Origin of the sequence: Flavobacterium luteolum, from assembly GCF_027111275.1 — a bacterium.
Classification (GTDB): domain Bacteria; phylum Bacteroidota; class Bacteroidia; order Flavobacteriales; family Flavobacteriaceae; genus Flavobacterium; species Flavobacterium luteolum.
Map to the genome: position 1 here is coordinate 241,888 of NZ_CP114286.1, position 16,200 is coordinate 258,087.

A 16,200-nucleotide genomic window follows, 5' to 3' on the forward strand; every position below is an offset into this window, starting at 1 on the left:
TTGCTCGGAAAAAAAATATTATTTTTGAATCAAATGAAATTTTATGATAGATAATAAAGACATAAAAAACGAAGAATTTGATTTTGAAGGAGAACAGACCTTACACATCGATTCAGTAGAAGATGATCAAAATGATGAAGATGTTTATCCTTATAAAAATATAAACATAGCACGAGATACTCTCTCTGCATTTCAACTGTACCGAAAATACAAAAATGGCATAATAAAACTTGATCCAGAATTTCAGAGAGAGGGAGTTTGGAATCCAAAACAAAAATCTGAACTTATTGAATCAATAATAATCGGAATCCCTTTACCCATCTTATATATAAAGGAGAATAAAGATGGAAACTGGATTTTAATTGATGGGAGACAACGTCTTTCAACAATTTTTGATTTTATGGATAATCATTTTTCACTTTCAAATTTATCAATACTGAAAGAGTTTAATGGTAGGAAATTTAGCGAGGAATTAGAAAAAAGTATTATACCTCAAAGTAAACATAAAGATTTCATCGACTCAAACATTAGAGGAAAAATTGAAGATGTAAATCTTGTTTTGCATATTATCAAAGAGCCAACTCCTGAAAGACTAACATACGACTTATTTGATAGAGTTAACAGAGGAGGAACTCGTCTCAATAATCAAGAAATGCGAAATGCAATTTATCAGGGAAGCTCAACTAAATTTCTTAAAGCATTAAGCAAAATAGACACATTCAAACTTGTTACATCAAATATTCCTACAACACGAATGAAAGATCGATATCTTGTTTTAAGAACTATTGCTTTTTATTTGTGGAAGAAAAAAATTTCTAATGAAAATGGCATTTCAATTGAATATCGAAGTGACTTGGAAGACTTTCTAGCAAAAACTATGAAATTTTTAAATAAGTATGCCTTCGATATTGAAACTTTAGAAAATGATAAGTATTCAATTTCTAAAATTGAAGAAAAAATCATTGATGATAGTGAATTATACCGAAAAGTTTTAAAATCCTTTAATAAAGCAATGGAAAATGCAAATAGATTATTTGGTGATGATTGTTTTAGATTACCCAAAGATGGTAAAATTAGAAGACCAATTAATATGGCACTTTTTGAAGTTATAGTTTACTTCTTTATTGAACTCGAAGAAGAATTTAAATCTAAAGAAAAAGAAATAAAAGAAGAATATAAAAATTTAATTAATAATTCAAAATTTAGAAACTCTAATAAAGAAGATGACAATTTCGTAAAAAGTTTAACATATACTGTAGACAGCAATAAAGCTGTCCAAAGAAGATTTGATATTGTTGAGGAATCTATTAAACTAATAAAATTGTACTAATGATAAATAAACTAATAATTGATAACTTCAAATGTTTCGACAATATTGATATAAATTTAAAAAAGCTTAATGTCTTTTGTGGAACTAATTCATCAGGAAAATCTTCTGCAATTCAGTCTCTCCTTCTGATAGATAATTTTTTAACAAATGACTATTCACTAAATAGTCAATGGTTAAATCTAGGGCAATTTGAAGAGATAAGAAATTTTATAATTCGAAGAGAATCTGTATCTATTGGAATAAAGCAATTTGAAGAAGAATATAAATTCGACATAACCGAAACTGAAATAAAAACCTCATTATCAAACAAATACCAACCAATTTACTATATTTCTGCTAATCGAGTTGGCCCTAAAGATTTTTATCATAAAATAGCCTCAAATAAAAATTTCATAGGTGAAAATGCAGAGTATCTAATTGATTATTTCTATAAGAACTCTAGAAATTTAGTGGATGAAGAAAGAATAATCAATAACGATAGTAATACTTTAGATTTTCACGTAAATTATTGGTTAGCTAAAATTTTGAATGTAACAATTTCATTAGACAATATTACATCTGGTAATATTGTTACTGCCAATTATTCTTATAATGGCAATAAAAATGTTCGTCCATATCATGTTGGAGCTGGAATTAGCTACATAATAGGAATATTAATTCTGTGTTTAAGCATAGAAAAAGGAAAAACAGTTATACTTGAAAATCCAGAAATCCATCTTCATCCGAAAGCACAATCTGAATTGGCATCTTTCTTAGCATTCATTTCAAAAGCAGGTGTGCAAATAATTTTAGAAACCCATTCTGATCATATATTCAATGGTGTTCGAAAAGCGGTTCATAAAAATATATTAAATAATAATGATGTTAGTATATATTTCTTTGAAATGGATGAAAATAACTTATCAAATAACATTCAAGTAGAATTAAACGAAAACGGAAGAATTATTAATGTAAGAGAAAATCTTTTCGATCAATTTGATAATGATCTTGATGAATTACTAAATTTAGTTTAATATGGAAATTCTATTAAATGAATTATCGTTTCATAATCAATTTGAATCATTTGAGCATTTTCAAAATGGAGCTTTAATTGAAATTATTAATTTTTTGGATTTACAAAAAAGTGGAAAATCAACTGTACTAAAAAAATCAGATATTTATTCAAAAAAAGTTTACCAAAATAAATCCCTTCATGAAATTCTAATATCAAAAGATAAAGAAGGTAAGTCCGATGAAATTCGAAAATTAAAGTCTCAACTTGGGAGTATAATTTATGCTCCTTATTGGGATATTAATAAATTGTGTTGTGGAGAATCTAAATACTTTTATCAAAAAGAAAATGTAAACGATACTTGTTTAGCAGAAAGTTTCGAACGGGAATCTAATATTATTTCTATCAGTCCTTCTAATTTTTTACTTGATGAACTAAGTGTTTCTAAAAACGAGGAACTAAAAAACATTTTTAATTTTTACTCTTTCAAATCTCTATTGAAAAAACAATATGAGACAAACATTGTATCATTTGATTTTTTTTGTAAACATTTTTTCAAAGGAACAAAACTAAATTTTTCATTTGTAAATGTTAATGAAAGTTTTAAACACATATCAACTAAAAATGAGGAAGAAGAATTTTTTAACAGCTTCAAAATGTTTAGTGAAATGGAATGGAACGACATTATTCAGCAAGGAGGAAAAGGAGAAAATAAAGTAGGATTAGCATATCAAAAGTATCATGATCAAGAGTACTTTAAGAAATATAATCCTACCAATCCAATTTATAAATTTAGAACTACACAGAAGTATCGTGTTTTTGGTTATAGATTAGATGATACATTTTATGTCCTTGAATTTGATTTATCACATAGACTAAGTGATTAAATTTTTGCAAATAAAAAACCTCGATCCTAAAAAAATCGAGGTTTTTCCATTTAATAAACTTTACTCCTCACTCAAATAAGGATTCAAAATCTCTGCCAATTCATTGAGCCAATAATAATTGTCTTCAAAATTGGTTAGTCCGATTTGAAGGGTTTCGTGTTGTCGCATTACGCCGAGAGCTAAAATGCAATTTACTTGTCTTAAGACTTTAGCCATATCTTCGGGATCTATAATATGGTTAAAAAAATCAATCAGCCTTGTTTCGGCTTCTTGGGAAAGGGTGTTTTTTGTACTCATAATGTCGTAAATATTTAGGAATATAAAAACCCTTGCATCTTAGTGTTCCTAACGCTTACGACGGCGTTTACGGTCGTTTCCGATACCGTACACATAATACAAGGGCAAATCTTGCTCAAATTTAAAGTCGTAATTTTTCTAGGAACTTCAAATGTAGAGAAAACTATTCTAAAATGAAAGATTTTTCTTTCAATAAATATATTCGTTTTATCAAATATAAGAAATCTATATTTCAGGAGGTATTTACCGCATTTTTGTCATTTCGACGTAAGGAGAAATCTTCGCGAGAAACTCCGCAAACTTAATCTCCAATCTTTGTCGAGCTACTTGTGGAGATTTCTCGTTCCTCGAAATGACAAACAGAACGTAAAAAAGACGAAACATTTGTCAGGCTGAGCGAAGTCGCAGTCCCGCAATCTAAATTGCCAATCTTTGTCGAGCTACTTGTAGAGATTTCTCGTTCCTCGAAATGACAAACAGAACGTAAAAAAGACGAAACATTTGTCAGGCTGAGCGAAGTCGCAGTCCCGCAATCTAAATCGCCAATCTTTGTAGAGCTACTAATGTGGTCTTCGACTTCGCTCAGACTGACAACAAAGCTCAACAAAAACACAAACAATTCTAAACCCAAAATCTCTACAAAAATATTCCTATTTTTGAATATAAAATCTCGCAAACTTTAATATGATTAACAGCATTAGTGATTGGGAAGAAAAACAAAAAGGTTATTTGGTTGTATCTGTATTGTGTCTCATTTTTGGAGCTTACTTTTTTATCAAAGTCATTAGCGGAAGTTATAACATAGAACAGTCTGATCTTGAAGTTTATGAAAACCTGATCATTTCGAACGCTCCAAAATTCAAAGAAAGAAAAGGAAAAAGAAGCAGAAAATGGATAGAATTTAACTGCATTAATAATCAAAGCACTTTTGAGATTGCTAGTTATGACTATCGTTGTGTTAATGATGAAGAAGTTATAAATGAAATAAAAACTGGAGATACCATCTCAATTGCTATTTTAAAAGATGATTTGGATGATTTCGATACGCAAAATTCTTGTGAAATTCATTCGCTGATCAAAAATGATAAAGAATACCTCGATCTTAGATGCAGAAATGAAGAAGATACTGGAGGAGGAAAAAGGATTTTTCTAATTTTGTTTTCAATCTCTATTTTGACAGCCATTGTATATTCTCTTCCTAAAAAACCTAAACTTTTTGATAAAGTCGATCCTATATTATTAGTTGGAATTGGATCAATAGTACTTGCTTTCATTTTTAATTTGATTACATTAGAGTTATAGCAAACGAATAAAAAACCAAAACAAATGATTGATATAAAGACGTTTGAACAAGCCGAAGATTTAAAGCATCCTAGGCGTGTATTAAAATATGTGCTTCTATTTTGCACATCTGGCGAGATAACTCTTTCGGTAGATGAAAACGAATATCTAATCACAAAAAATTCGGTCTTAACGATAACGTCTGGTCAAATTCATTTTATAAAAAACAGCAAAAATGCAGTCGGATTTGTTCTCGAATTTACTTATGATTTTTTCTGTAAAAATGATAATGACATTGAGCTGATTTTTCACAACAGTTTGTTCTGTCATTTTGCAATGAATGAAGTGATACAAGTAGATGACGACAAATTGGTTATGGATGCTTTAGAGCTTATTCAGCAGGAAATTGCCCAAAAACCGTATCAATACCTCATTTCTATTCATTCTAGAATTCAATTGATTTTAATAGAAATCAATCGTTCTAAAATAAAACTAGGAGAAGAAATCTACAAACCAGACGCTTTGTTTCTTCATTTTCTGGAAGCCATTCGAGGGAATTTTGATAAAAATCTTTCGGTAAATGAAATTGCCAATTTAATCGGCACAACCGAAGCCAAATTAAACGAACTATCTAAACTGCATTGCAATAAAACAGCACAAAATATCATTTTCGGATTAATCATTTCTGAAGCAAAACGTTTGTTTACCTACGAGAAATTATCGGTAAAACAAGCGGCTTATGCTTTAGGTTTTAATGATCCTTTTTATTTTTCGAACTTCTTTAAAAAACACACTAATATTTCTCCGAAATCTTATAAGGAGAAAGTTGTTCAATTGTAGCGATTGTTTTGTTGAACGCAGAAAATTGCTCACAAAGTCACAGATTTGCAAAGTTTTATCTCATTTTATGTCATTTCGACGAAGGAGGCTCGAGCGATAGCGAACTGGCGAAGCAAATCTTCGTGAGAAGCTCCACAAAGATTGGCTTTTAGAAACGGAGCCACTTGTGAAGATTTCTCCTTCGTCGAAATGACAAATAGTACGTTATATTAGTCAAAAGACTTTTTGACTTCAAGCATAATTACATGCTTTTTCCAAGATTCTCTATTCTTTAAAAAGAGCCACTGCCTGATCTTTGTATCTGATTAATTACTAATAAAATAGTTTATGAAAAGATATCAGGATTATGCCATTTTGCTTTTACGAATCGCAATGGCAATCGGATTTTTATCTGCCGTATCAAGTCGGTTGGGTTTGCTTGGGAAACAATCTTCAGGATGGGAAAATTTTCTGGCTTACGCCGAACAAGTAAATTCTTTTTTACCTCAAAGTTTTATTCCGTCAATTGCAATTGCAAGCTCTTTTCTAGAGACTTTATTTGCTGTTTTATTGCTGATTGGATATCAAACCAGAAAAACTGCCATTGGCGTTTCTATCTTAACTTTTCTATTTGCGCTGGCAATGACTTATTCGTTCGGAATAAAAGACCCTCTTGATTATTCTGTATTTGTCTTTTCTATGGGCGCTTTTCTCTTAGCAACCGCCGACAAATACCGATGGAGTTTGGATGAATATCTTTTGAAAAATTAACTAATTAAATTTGAATAACTATGGAAACTAAAATCACAAAAAGCAATGAATTAGAGTGGAAACCTCTTCATGAAGAAGGTGTAAAAACAGACGGAATTTATGCTAAAGTATTACGCTTTGATGCCGCCACTAACCGTCCTCCTACTTTTCTTTTAAAATTTGAACCTGGCGCGTCGTACCCAAATCATGTACATCCAGCGGGTGAAGAAATTTATGTTCTAGAAGGTGAAGTGCGCTCTGGAAAAGACGAATTAAAAGCTGGCGATTATTTGTATATGCCTCCAGGAAGCACACATTCTGTATTTTCTAGAACTGGCTGTACACTTTTGTTTATGATTCCTGAAGAAGTTGTTATATTGAAGTAAATAAAATATTCAATGGCCTTTCGAACAGCTGCGTAAAGTCAGAGACATTTGCGCAGCTTTTACAAGACATTACAAAAGATTTTTACCTCAAATCCTTTTTAATAACCAAATATTTCAAATCTGTTTTACCTGCATTACTAATTCCGTGTTCCGCATTTGGTGGACAATAGAAACTGGTATTTGGACCAGCTGTAATGGTTTTTCCGTCAAGGAAGAATTCGGCGGTTCCTTCTAAGATATAAAAAAATTCTTCTTCAGGATGGTGATGTGGCGCATGTGTCGATTTTCCAGGTTCGACAATACTCATTTTTAAAGTGTTTTCTTGAGTGAAATCTTTATTAGCAAACCAATATTGATAACCCACTTTGGTTTTGGTGGCTTTATTTATATCAAAATGATTGACACAGTTTTCGATGGTGTATTGTGGCGATGCAGTTTCTTTTTTAGTTTCCTGAGAGAAAATCTGTTGGAAAAATAAAACAGCGATTGTGGTTTTTAGGATAGTTAGCGTTTTCATTTTTTTATTGTAATGTTACGAAAAAATGCAATTTGCAATTGCAAAGAAAGAAATAAATTATAGAGTTAACATGTAAATTAGACTTTTGTCTTAACTTTGTTGATCAACTTTAGTAAATTAATATTATGCAAGCAATTAACATCACAGCATATACAGAAGATGCTTCTCAAATTGAAGCTGTAAAAGCTTTTATGAAAGCGCTAAAGATCAAATTTGAGATAGCAAATGTAAAACCATATGAGTTATCTGAAGAACAACAAAATATCTTAAATGATCAAGTTATTTCAGATAAAAACCTTTATACTGATGCTGAATCTGTTTATATCGATTTAAAAAAGAAATATGAATTATAAGATTATAGTTTCTCCAATTGCATTAACAAATATTGAAGAAGCCTTAGAATATTATATTTTAAAAGTCAGCAAAAAAGTTGCCCTTGATTTTCTTAATGATTATAAAAAGGTTTATAAAGCCTTACAGATAAATCCTTTTTATCAATTTCACGATATTAATTATCGTTATCTTCCATTTAAAAAATTTCCATATGTGGCATTTTTTATTGTTGATGAATTATCAAAGACAGTATTTTTAAATGCTATTTTTCATACTTCACAAAATCCACAAAAATACCCCGTAAAATAAGAATTGTCGATCATCATTACCGCTTTGACTTTGCTCAGCTTGACAAAAATTTTCTAATTTCTTTTTGTAATGTTACGCAAAAAAAGTCTTCAACTACGAGCAAATTTGAACCCGACTTTGCAGAATATCAAAAATAAAAACTACTTTTAAAACCACTTCAAAAGCAAGATTTAAACCCTTTTATAATGAACCAACTCCAACCAAAAATAAAATCATCCTTTTTATTTCTTATTACTTTAACTTTTACAAATTTTATATACGCTCAGACATCAAAAGAAAAAAGTTATTCCATAATAGCAAAAGGTGCAGTTCTCACAAAACTATCAGATCAATTCAGTTTTACAGAAGGACCTGCTTCAGATAAAAAAGGAAATATTTATTTTACGGATCAGCCTAATAATAAAATCATGAAATGGTCGGTTAATGGTAAACTTTCTGTTTTTATGGAAAATGCAGGAAGAGCCAACGGTATGTATTTTGATCACGCAGGCAATCTTTTGGCTTGCGCCGATGAAAAAAATGAACTTTGGAAAATAGACAAAAACAAAAATTATACTGTAATACTAAACAACTTCGAAGGAAAAAGGCTAAATGGTCCTAATGATCTTTGGGTTGATCCAAAAGGCGGTATCTATTTTACAGATCCTTTTTACCAAAGGGATTACTGGACACATCCCTCCAAAGAAATAGAGAAAGAATGCGTTTACTATTTATCTCCGGATAAATCCAAAATTATAAACGTTGCGAATGATCTTGTAAAACCAAATGGCATTATTGGAACTTCGGATGGGAAAACCCTATACGTAGCGGATATAGCAGGAAATAAAACATACTCTTATACGATCGAAAGTAATGGTTCTTTAAGTAAAAAGACGCTGTTTACCGAATCAGGTTCAGATGGAATGACAATAGATGAGTCGGGAAATATTTACTTATGCGGAAAAGGAGTTACCATATTCAATCCACAAGGAGAAAAAATAACTCATATTGATGTTCCTGAACCTTGGACAGCTAATGTTTGTTTTGGAGGGAAAAAATTTAAAACATTATTTATTACTGCTGGTAAAAGTGTTTATACGATAGAAATGAATGTTCGCGGAATGAAGTAATCAATAAATCATCGATTTTATTATCGATTTTTCACAAAGTTTGACAAAGTTCTAATGAAAAAATTTATGTTCTCTCCTAGCCCCGATCGAAATGGCATCTTTTTGTGGTGGTGTTCACCACAAAAAATATAATGTAGAGCGGGACAAAACGTTCTTAAAAACGAAAAATGTCCTGCTTCTAAAAAATATTAAAAGCGAAAACCTCAATAAATTCAAGGCTTCCTAATCCATCTATGGAACAATAAGAAAATATTATGGTAAAAATATTTCATAATCAGAAAATCTGCCATACATTTGCCTAACAGTGTTAAACGATTTAATACTTGAATACAATGGCTAGCAAAGATCGAATTTTAAGACAAAAAGAAGAGACAAGGAACAATATCCTTGGCGCTGCTTATGATATCGTAAAAGATGAAGGCTGGAATGGTTTGAGTATGCGTAAAATTGCCGACAGAATCGAATATACTGCTCCTATTATTTATGAATATTTCTCGAATAAAGAAGCAATACTAGAAGAATTGACAGGCAAAGGTTTTTTAAAACTGGCTAAAGAGTTGCAAACTGCAAAAGACAAGTTTGAGAAACCCGAAGATCAGTTAGAAGCCATGTGGATGACTTATTGGAATTTCGCTTTTACTAATACTGAAATGTATCAACTTATGTTTGGTGTTCAAATGACTTGCTGTGCACAGCGATGTTCGGCTCAGGAAGCACCTTACAAATTGTTTACTGGTGTTATTGCTGAAATTATGAAAGACAGCAATCCTAGTGAAGATATCATTAAACAAAAATATTTTACTTTCTTTTCTGTTATTCATGGTTTAATCGCCATCAACATCATTAACAAAAGTGATATTTTAGAAACAATAAATGCTCAGATTTTGAAGGATGCTATTACTGGTATCATCAAATCTATACAATAAAAAAATTTTCAATTTTACTTAACAGTGTAAAATGATTTAAACGGGATAATGTAAAATCCTTTTTTTTATAACTTTCGCTTAACACTGTTAGAAAATTTAATAAAGGTAATAAAAGCTCTTTTTTTAGACTTTTACTTAACAACGTTAGATAATTTAATACTGATTTTAAATAAAATTGGAAAGGTTTACTGTATGGAAATTTGCGCGCTTTTACTTAACAACGTTAGATAATTTAATTCAATTAAATATGAATCCCGAGAATGCCAGAATGCCAAAGAATTTTATCCGAGAAAATGTTCAACCAATTAAAACCACTATGAAAATGAAAAATGTAATTATAACCAGTTTTATTCTGGCCTTAGTATTAAGCAGCTGTGCCGACAAAAATCAGGCACCTACTGCTCCACCACCACCGGTTTTACCAGTTTTAGCAATCACAAGTGCCAATACAACTACTGATGCTGAATATCCTGCTTCTATACAAGGAACTGTTGATGTTGAAATTCGTCCACAAGTAAGCGGAAACCTAGACAGAATTTATGTTGACGAAGGTGCTTATGTAAGTAAAGGACAAACTTTATTCAAAATCAATGAGCGTCCGTACCGTGAGCAGTTAAACAATGCATTAGCAAGTCTTCACGCTGCAGAAGCGGCTTTGATCAATGCTAATCTAGAAGTTGATAAATTGACTCCACTAGTACAAAACAAAGTAGTTTCTGATTATCAGTTAAAAACAGCTAAAGCTTCTCAGAAAATTGCTGCTGCTAATATCGAACAGGCTAAAGCAATGGTAGGTTCTGCTAAAATTAATTTAGGCTATACAAACGTAACTGCTCCAGTGAGCGGATACATTGGAAGATTGCCAAAAAAACAAGGAAGTTTAGTTTCTGCTACTGATGTTGAAGCTTTAACAACTTTATCTGACGTTCACGAAGTTTTTGCTTATTTCTCTTTGGGTGAAACTGATTTCATCAACTTTAAAGAGCAATATAAAGGAAGTTCTCTTGGTGATAAAATCAAAAAACTGCCACCTGTTACTTTGATTTTGGCTGATAACAATGCGTATCCTCAAACAGGAAAAATCGATATGGTTGACGGTCAATTTGATAAAACTACAGGTGCCATCACGATTAGAGCGACTTTCCCAAATGCAAACGGAACATTACGTTCTGGAAACACAGGAAGAATCCGTTTAGGATTAAATCACGATGATGCGATTTTAGTTCCACAGGCCGCTACAGTAGAAATGCAGGACAAAGTATTTGTTTTCACTGTAGGCAAAGACAACAAAGTAACTAAAATGCCTATTACAGTTGTAGGTAAAAGCGGTACCAACTATTTAATTAAAGAAGGTGTAAAAACAGGCGACCAAATCGTGTTAAGCGGTATTGACAAACTTCAGGACGGGCAAGCGATTCAGCCTGAAAAATCAACTAAAGTTGCCGAAGTAACTAATCAAAAATAATTATAAAAGACAATGTTCAAAATATTTATACAAAGACCTGTACTGGCAACCGTAATTTCCATTTTATTGGTGATTCTGGGGGTATTGGGTTTAACTAAACTGCCTTTACAACAGTTTCCTGATATTGCGCCTCCATCGGTTTTGGTAACGGCGGTATATCCGGGAGCCAACGCAGAAACGGTTTTACGTTCTGTGGCACCTTCTATCGAAGAATCTATAAATGGTGTAGAAAACATGACGTACATGAGTTCTACAGCCAGTAACGACGGTACTTTGGCTATTACAGTTTTCTTTAAACTAGGAACTGATGCCGATCAGGCTGCGGTAAACGTACAAAACAGAGTTGCTCAGGCAACCAGCCAGCTTCCTGCCGAGGTTGTACAGCAAGGTATTGTTACGGCGAAACAACAAAACAGTTTCATCATGGCAATTGGTATGTACACCGAAGATGAATCAAAATACGATCAGACTTTTGTTGCCAATTATGCACAAATTAATATTATTCCGGAACTAAAACGTATTCCGGGTGTGGGTTCTGCCAGTATTTTTGGTGGTGTAAAAGATTACTCAATGCGTGTTTGGTTGAATCCAACGCAAATGTCGACTTACAAAGTAACTCCAAGCGAAGTTATGGGCGCGATTCAAGACAAAAGTTTGGAAGCGGCTCCAGGTAAATTTGGAGAGCGAAGCAAAGAAGTTTTTGAATACGTTATTAAATACAAAGGGAAATTAACCAAACCAGAAGATTATGAAAATATTGCTATACGTTCTAATGCAGATGGCTCAGTACTTCGCTTAAAAGATGTAGCGAGAGTCGAACTTGGTGCTTATTCTTATAACAGTTTAACTCGTTTAAATGGTAAAAAAGGAATTGTAATTGGGGTTATTCAGTTAGCTGGATCGAACTCAAATGATATTCAGATTGCCATTAACAAAATGATGGAAAAGGCTTCTAAAGATTTTCCAAAAGGTATCAAACACAATATTTTCTATAGTACAAAAGTTTCTCTTGACCAATCTATTGAGCAAGTTGAGCATACATTACTAGAAGCTTTTATACTGGTATTTATTGTGGTATTTATCTTCTTGCAAGATTTTAGATCGACACTAATCCCGGCTATTGCTGTACCTGTAGCAATTTTAGGAACGTTCTTCTTCATGCAGTTATTCGGATTTTCGATCAACCTTTTAACGCTTTTCGCATTAATTCTGGCGATTGGTATTGTGGTCGATGATGCCATTGTGGTAGTCGAAGCGGTGCATGCGAAAATGGAGCACAAACGCTTGTCTCCAAAAATCGCAACCCATGAAGCAATGCACGAAATAACGGGTGCTATTATCTCGATTACGCTGGTAATGGCTGCTGTATTCCTGCCGGTTGGTTTTATGGAAGGTTCAACAGGAGTTTTCTATCGTCAGTTTGCCTTTACGATGGCAATTGCAATTGTAATTTCGGCAGTAAATGCCTTAACATTGAGTCCGGCGCTTGCGGCATTATTCTTAAAAGATAATCACGGAGCACACGATCACAATGAGTCTTATGTGAAAAAAGGATTTAAAGAGAAATTCTTTACCGCGTTTAACAGCAGTTTTGAATCGCTAACAAATCGTTATGTGGGCGGACTTAAATTCTTAATCAGAAGAAAATGGTTGAGTATGGGCGGATTAGCTTTAATTGTTGTTGCAACAATTGTAATGGTTAAAACAACTCCTGCAGGATTTATCCCGACAGAAGATCAAGGATTTATTGCAATCGCAGTAAATACGCCATCTGGAACATCATTGGACGGAACTCAAAAAGTAATGACCGAAGCTGAGAATACTTTAAAAGCATTAGACGCTTCACGATTTGTAACGGCGATTTCAGGTTTCAACTTATTGACGAATTCTACAAGCCCATCTTCAGCCGTAATTTTCGTATTGCTTAAACCAAACGAAGAACGTGGAGGAATAAAAAACATTGACGAAATCATGAATCAGGTTCGCGGTAAATTGGGCGGAATTTCTGGAGGAAGTTTCTTCGTGTTCAGTTTCCCAACTGTCCCTGGATTTAGTAACGTTGAGGCTTTAGATTTAGTGCTGCAAGATAAAACAGGAGGAAAACTGGATAAATTCAGTGGAATTTCTCAAAACTTTATCGGCGAATTAATGAAACGTCCTGAGATTGCAGTTGCTTTTACTTCTTTTAAAGCAGATTATCCGCAATTGCAATTGGAAGTTAACGACGAAAAAGCAAATCAATTGGGTGTTAATGTAAAAGACATTTTACAAACGATGCAAGCTTACTTTGGTAGTGCACAGGCATCTGACTTTAATCGATTTGGTAAATATTACCGTGTGGTTGTTCAGGCCGATATCGAAGACAGAGCAGATCCAACAGCAATTGACAGAGTTTTTGTAAAAAACAAAACAGGCGAAATGGTACCAATAAATACATTAGTGAAACTGACTCGTATTTATGGTTCTGAAACCGCTTCAAGATATAATTTGTTTAACTCAATTTCTATTAATGCCATTCCGAAACCAGGATTTAGTTCTGGAGATGCCATTAAAGCAATTGAAGAAGTAGCAGCACAACAATTACCTGCAGGTTACGGGTTTGAATTCTCGGGCCAAACGCGTGAGGAGATTTCGTCAGGAGGACAATCTGCAACTATATTTTTACTGTGTTTGATATTCGTTTATTTCCTACTTGCTGCACAGTACGAAAGTTACATTTTGCCTTTGGCAGTAATCTTGTCAATCCCTGCAGGTATTTTTGGAGTATTCGTTGCTATTGGTTTAACTGGAATTGAAAACAATATTTATGTACAAGTTGCTCTTGTCATGCTTATTGGACTTCTGGCCAAAAATGCCATTCTGATCGTCGAATTTGCCGTCCAGAAAAGAAAATCGGGACAAGCGTTAGTTAGAGCTTCAATTGATGCTGCCAAATTACGTTTACGACCAATTATCATGACGTCTCTTGCTTTTATTGTTGGTTTAGTGCCAATGATGAGTGCCACAGGACCGTCAGCTCAAGGTAACCACTCTATTAGTATTGGTGCCGCCGGAGGTATGATTTCAGGGGTAATTCTAGGTTTGTTTATCATTCCGGTATTATTCATCATCTTCCAACATTTACAAGAAAAGGTTTCTGGAAAACCAGTTGCCGTAATTCATAACGAAGAAAAATAATAAATGGAAAACTATATCACAACAATCCTTGTCGCCATCATATTTGGTATCGGATATATATCGTACAGAATCTCAAAAGATCTTGAAACTAGAAAAGATACTTGTACAGAAATTTAATAAAAAGACTAATGAAAAATCATATAACCAAAATCGTGACCTTCGCCATTCTGATCACGACTTTAATATCCTGTAAAGTCTCAAAGGATATTGAAACTCCAAAAGATGCATTTCCTGAGAATTTCAGGAATGCATCGGTTTCGAGTGATACAACTAGTATTGCCGATGTGGAGTGGAAAAATTTCTTTACAGAAAAAGATATTATAAAATTAATTGACAGTGCCGTTGCAAGAAACAACGACCTTCAGATTGCCGAAAAGAACATCGAAATTGCGCAATACCGTTTTACACAATCAAAATGGGGAAATATACCTCAGGTTAACTTGTTTGTAAACGCAAGTACAAGCAATCCGTCTGACAATAGTTTTACGGGATTAAACTTAAATCAGGCAATTGGAGCTAAACATATTGACGACTATTCTGCTGGAGCTTCTCTTTCTTGGGAAGCTGATATTTGGGGAAAGATCAGAAACCAAAAGAAAGGGGCTTATGCAGGATATCTTCAATCTGAAGAAGTAAAAAAAGCATTGCAGACTAATATTGTTGCTAATGTTTCTAGAGGATATTATAATCTTTTGATGTTGGATGCACAATTGGATATTGCCAGACAAAATCTTCGTTTAAATGATAGTACAACCAATATTATCAAATTAAAATACGATGCTGGTCAAGTAACCACTTTAGCAATTCAACAATCTGAAGCACAGAAATTAAACTCAGCGCAATTGATTCCGTTATTGGAACAAAACATTGCGATTCAGGAAAATGCTTTGAGTGTTCTAACAGGTTCATTTCCTGATTCAAAGGAAAGAACAATTCGCTTAAGCGCTATTGAAGTTAAAAACAATAACGCAATCGGAATTCCGTCTTCATTAGTAAGCAGAAGACCAGATGTAAAAAGTGCCGAATTGGCTCTTAAAGTCGCCAACGCAAATGTCGGTATCACAAAAGCCGATTTATATCCAGCTTTAAGAATCACGGCTCAAGGCGGTGTAAACTCTTTCGAAACCAGTAATTGGTTCAACATTCCGGCTTCATTGTTCGGAACTGTTGCAGGAGGTTTAACACAACCTCTTTTAAACAATAAAAGATTAAAAACGCAATATAATATCGCTGTTGCGGAAAGAGAAAAAGCGGTTTTAAGTTTTAGACAACAAGTTTTGGTTGCCGTAAGCGAAGTTTCAGATGCTTTGGTTAAAGTGGAGAAATTACAGCAGCAAGAAACCTTCTTAAAAGAAAAAGTAAAAACATTACAGCAAGCGATTAAAAATGCCAATCTTTTATTCAAAAATGGTTTAGCAGAATATCTTGAAGTTTTAACTGCACAAGCCAATTTATTGCAAAGCGAACTAGAACTTGCTGATATCAAAAGACAACAACTTACAGCCAATACAGATTTGTATCGCGCACTAGGCGGAGGCTGGAAATAATACCCGTTACCCGTTAATTATTTATTTTTTGAGATGAAAACGCTGTGAGACCTTTGGGTTTCATGGCGTTTTTTGT

16 protein-coding genes are annotated in these 16,200 nt (G+C 33.1%); 14 read left to right on the forward strand and 2 right to left on the reverse strand.

Annotated features, from left to right (window positions below; genetic code table 11):
• Nucleotides 1-43 precede the first annotated feature (43 nt).
• Genes OZP10_RS00825 through OZP10_RS00835 form a run of 3 tightly spaced genes read left to right on the forward strand, consistent with a single transcriptional unit; the run spans nucleotide 44 to nucleotide 3,208 of the window.
• A complete protein-coding gene (locus tag OZP10_RS00825) occupies nucleotides 44-1,330 on the forward strand; it encodes a DUF262 domain-containing protein (RefSeq protein ID WP_281633073.1) in 1,287 nt (428 codons plus the stop codon).
• Complete coding sequence (locus OZP10_RS00830; protein WP_121360705.1) at nucleotides 1,330-2,343, forward strand: AAA family ATPase; 1,014 nt, start codon at nucleotides 1,330-1,332, stop codon at nucleotides 2,341-2,343. Before OZP10_RS00825 ends, OZP10_RS00830 begins: the two co-directional genes overlap by 1 nt.
• 1 nt (nucleotide 2,344) lies before the next feature.
• Nucleotides 2,345-3,208, forward strand: coding sequence for a hypothetical protein (locus OZP10_RS00835; RefSeq protein WP_121360704.1), 864 nt, complete (start codon nucleotides 2,345-2,347; stop codon nucleotides 3,206-3,208).
• A 60-nt stretch (nucleotides 3,209-3,268) separates the two neighbouring features.
• Here OZP10_RS00835 and OZP10_RS00840 read toward each other — a convergent pair whose 3' ends face one another.
• Nucleotides 3,269-3,505, reverse strand: a complete 237-nt coding sequence (locus tag OZP10_RS00840) for a hypothetical protein (RefSeq protein WP_281633074.1) — start codon at nucleotides 3,503-3,505, stop codon at nucleotides 3,269-3,271.
• Between the two features lie 684 nt (nucleotides 3,506-4,189).
• Between OZP10_RS00840 and OZP10_RS00845 the strand changes: the two genes are divergently transcribed.
• The 4 genes from OZP10_RS00845 to OZP10_RS00860 all read left to right on the forward strand — a co-directional run bounded on the left by OZP10_RS00845 (nucleotide 4,190) and on the right by OZP10_RS00860 (nucleotide 6,741).
• Nucleotides 4,190-4,807 (forward strand): hypothetical protein, encoded by a 618-nt coding sequence (locus OZP10_RS00845; protein ID WP_281633075.1) that lies wholly within the window; start codon nucleotides 4,190-4,192, stop codon nucleotides 4,805-4,807.
• A gap of 24 nt (nucleotides 4,808-4,831) precedes the next feature.
• On the forward strand, nucleotides 4,832-5,626 hold the full coding sequence (locus OZP10_RS00850; RefSeq protein ID WP_281633076.1) for a helix-turn-helix domain-containing protein: 795 nt from the start codon (nucleotides 4,832-4,834) through the stop codon (nucleotides 5,624-5,626).
• 327 nt (nucleotides 5,627-5,953) lie between these two features.
• Nucleotides 5,954-6,376: a DoxX family protein gene (locus tag OZP10_RS00855; protein WP_281633077.1), complete on the forward strand. Its 423-nt coding sequence runs from the start codon at nucleotides 5,954-5,956 to the stop codon at nucleotides 6,374-6,376.
• Nucleotides 6,377-6,396: 20 nt separating this feature from the next.
• On the forward strand, nucleotides 6,397-6,741 hold the full coding sequence (locus tag OZP10_RS00860) for a dimethylsulfonioproprionate lyase family protein (protein WP_281633078.1): 345 nt from the start codon (nucleotides 6,397-6,399) through the stop codon (nucleotides 6,739-6,741).
• Between the two features lie 82 nt (nucleotides 6,742-6,823).
• On the opposite strand, the gene OZP10_RS00865 is transcribed toward OZP10_RS00860, so the two are convergent.
• Nucleotides 6,824-7,258, reverse strand: coding sequence for a cupin domain-containing protein (locus OZP10_RS00865; RefSeq protein ID WP_281633079.1), 435 nt, complete (start codon nucleotides 7,256-7,258; stop codon nucleotides 6,824-6,826).
• Between the two features lie 125 nt (nucleotides 7,259-7,383).
• Here OZP10_RS00865 and OZP10_RS00870 point away from each other — a divergent pair, with 125 nt between their 5' ends.
• From OZP10_RS00870 to OZP10_RS00900, 7 genes are all read left to right on the forward strand, one after another.
• Nucleotides 7,384-7,611 (forward strand): DUF2683 family protein, encoded by a 228-nt coding sequence (locus OZP10_RS00870; RefSeq protein ID WP_281633080.1) that lies wholly within the window; start codon nucleotides 7,384-7,386, stop codon nucleotides 7,609-7,611.
• The gene (locus OZP10_RS00875; protein WP_281633081.1) at nucleotides 7,601-7,900 is read left to right on the forward strand and encodes a type II toxin-antitoxin system RelE/ParE family toxin; all 300 of its coding nucleotides are present in this window, start codon (nucleotides 7,601-7,603) and stop codon (nucleotides 7,898-7,900) included. Before OZP10_RS00870 ends, OZP10_RS00875 begins: the two co-directional genes overlap by 11 nt.
• Before the next feature lie 185 nt (nucleotides 7,901-8,085).
• A complete protein-coding gene (locus tag OZP10_RS00880; protein ID WP_281633082.1) occupies nucleotides 8,086-9,009 on the forward strand; it encodes an SMP-30/gluconolactonase/LRE family protein in 924 nt (307 codons plus the stop codon).
• A gap of 332 nt (nucleotides 9,010-9,341) precedes the next feature.
• On the forward strand, nucleotides 9,342-9,935 hold the full coding sequence (locus OZP10_RS00885) for a TetR/AcrR family transcriptional regulator (protein ID WP_281633083.1): 594 nt from the start codon (nucleotides 9,342-9,344) through the stop codon (nucleotides 9,933-9,935).
• 247 nt (nucleotides 9,936-10,182) lie between these two features.
• Complete coding sequence (locus OZP10_RS00890) at nucleotides 10,183-11,400, forward strand: efflux RND transporter periplasmic adaptor subunit (protein ID WP_281633084.1); 1,218 nt, start codon at nucleotides 10,183-10,185, stop codon at nucleotides 11,398-11,400.
• Between the two features lie 12 nt (nucleotides 11,401-11,412).
• On the forward strand, nucleotides 11,413-14,577 hold the full coding sequence (locus OZP10_RS00895) for an efflux RND transporter permease subunit (RefSeq protein ID WP_281633085.1): 3,165 nt from the start codon (nucleotides 11,413-11,415) through the stop codon (nucleotides 14,575-14,577).
• Nucleotides 14,578-14,705: 128 nt separating this feature from the next.
• Nucleotides 14,706-16,124 (forward strand): TolC family protein, encoded by a 1,419-nt coding sequence (locus tag OZP10_RS00900; RefSeq protein WP_281633086.1) that lies wholly within the window; start codon nucleotides 14,706-14,708, stop codon nucleotides 16,122-16,124.
• The last annotated feature ends 76 nt before the right edge of the window (nucleotides 16,125-16,200 follow it).

Excerpts from the sequence above, each read along its gene's own strand:
- OZP10_RS00835 (WP_121360704.1), top strand. The coding sequence starts at position 2,345 with ATGGAAATTCTATTAAATGAATTATCGTTTCATAATCAATTTGAATCA.
- OZP10_RS00890 (WP_281633084.1), top strand. The coding sequence starts at position 10,183 with ATGAATCCCGAGAATGCCAGAATGCCAAAGAATTTTATCCGAGAAAAT.
- OZP10_RS00860 (WP_281633078.1), top strand. The coding sequence starts at position 6,397 with ATGGAAACTAAAATCACAAAAAGCAATGAATTAGAGTGGAAACCTCTT.
- OZP10_RS00870 (WP_281633080.1), top strand. The coding sequence starts at position 7,384 with ATGCAAGCAATTAACATCACAGCATATACAGAAGATGCTTCTCAAATT.
- OZP10_RS00900 (WP_281633086.1), top strand. The coding sequence starts at position 14,706 with ATGAAAAATCATATAACCAAAATCGTGACCTTCGCCATTCTGATCACG.
- OZP10_RS00865 (WP_281633079.1), bottom strand. The coding sequence starts at position 7,258 with ATGAAAACGCTAACTATCCTAAAAACCACAATCGCTGTTTTATTTTTC.
- OZP10_RS00885 (WP_281633083.1), top strand. The coding sequence starts at position 9,342 with ATGGCTAGCAAAGATCGAATTTTAAGACAAAAAGAAGAGACAAGGAAC.
- OZP10_RS00845 (WP_281633075.1), top strand. The coding sequence starts at position 4,190 with ATGATTAACAGCATTAGTGATTGGGAAGAAAAACAAAAAGGTTATTTG.
- OZP10_RS00855 (WP_281633077.1), top strand. The coding sequence starts at position 5,954 with ATGAAAAGATATCAGGATTATGCCATTTTGCTTTTACGAATCGCAATG.
- OZP10_RS00895 (WP_281633085.1), top strand. The coding sequence starts at position 11,413 with ATGTTCAAAATATTTATACAAAGACCTGTACTGGCAACCGTAATTTCC.
- OZP10_RS00840 (WP_281633074.1), bottom strand. The coding sequence starts at position 3,505 with ATGAGTACAAAAAACACCCTTTCCCAAGAAGCCGAAACAAGGCTGATT.
- OZP10_RS00875 (WP_281633081.1), top strand. The coding sequence starts at position 7,601 with ATGAATTATAAGATTATAGTTTCTCCAATTGCATTAACAAATATTGAA.
- OZP10_RS00850 (WP_281633076.1), top strand. The coding sequence starts at position 4,832 with ATGATTGATATAAAGACGTTTGAACAAGCCGAAGATTTAAAGCATCCT.
- OZP10_RS00825 (WP_281633073.1), top strand. The coding sequence starts at position 44 with ATGATAGATAATAAAGACATAAAAAACGAAGAATTTGATTTTGAAGGA.
- OZP10_RS00830 (WP_121360705.1), top strand. The coding sequence starts at position 1,330 with ATGATAAATAAACTAATAATTGATAACTTCAAATGTTTCGACAATATT.
- OZP10_RS00880 (WP_281633082.1), top strand. The coding sequence starts at position 8,086 with ATGAACCAACTCCAACCAAAAATAAAATCATCCTTTTTATTTCTTATT.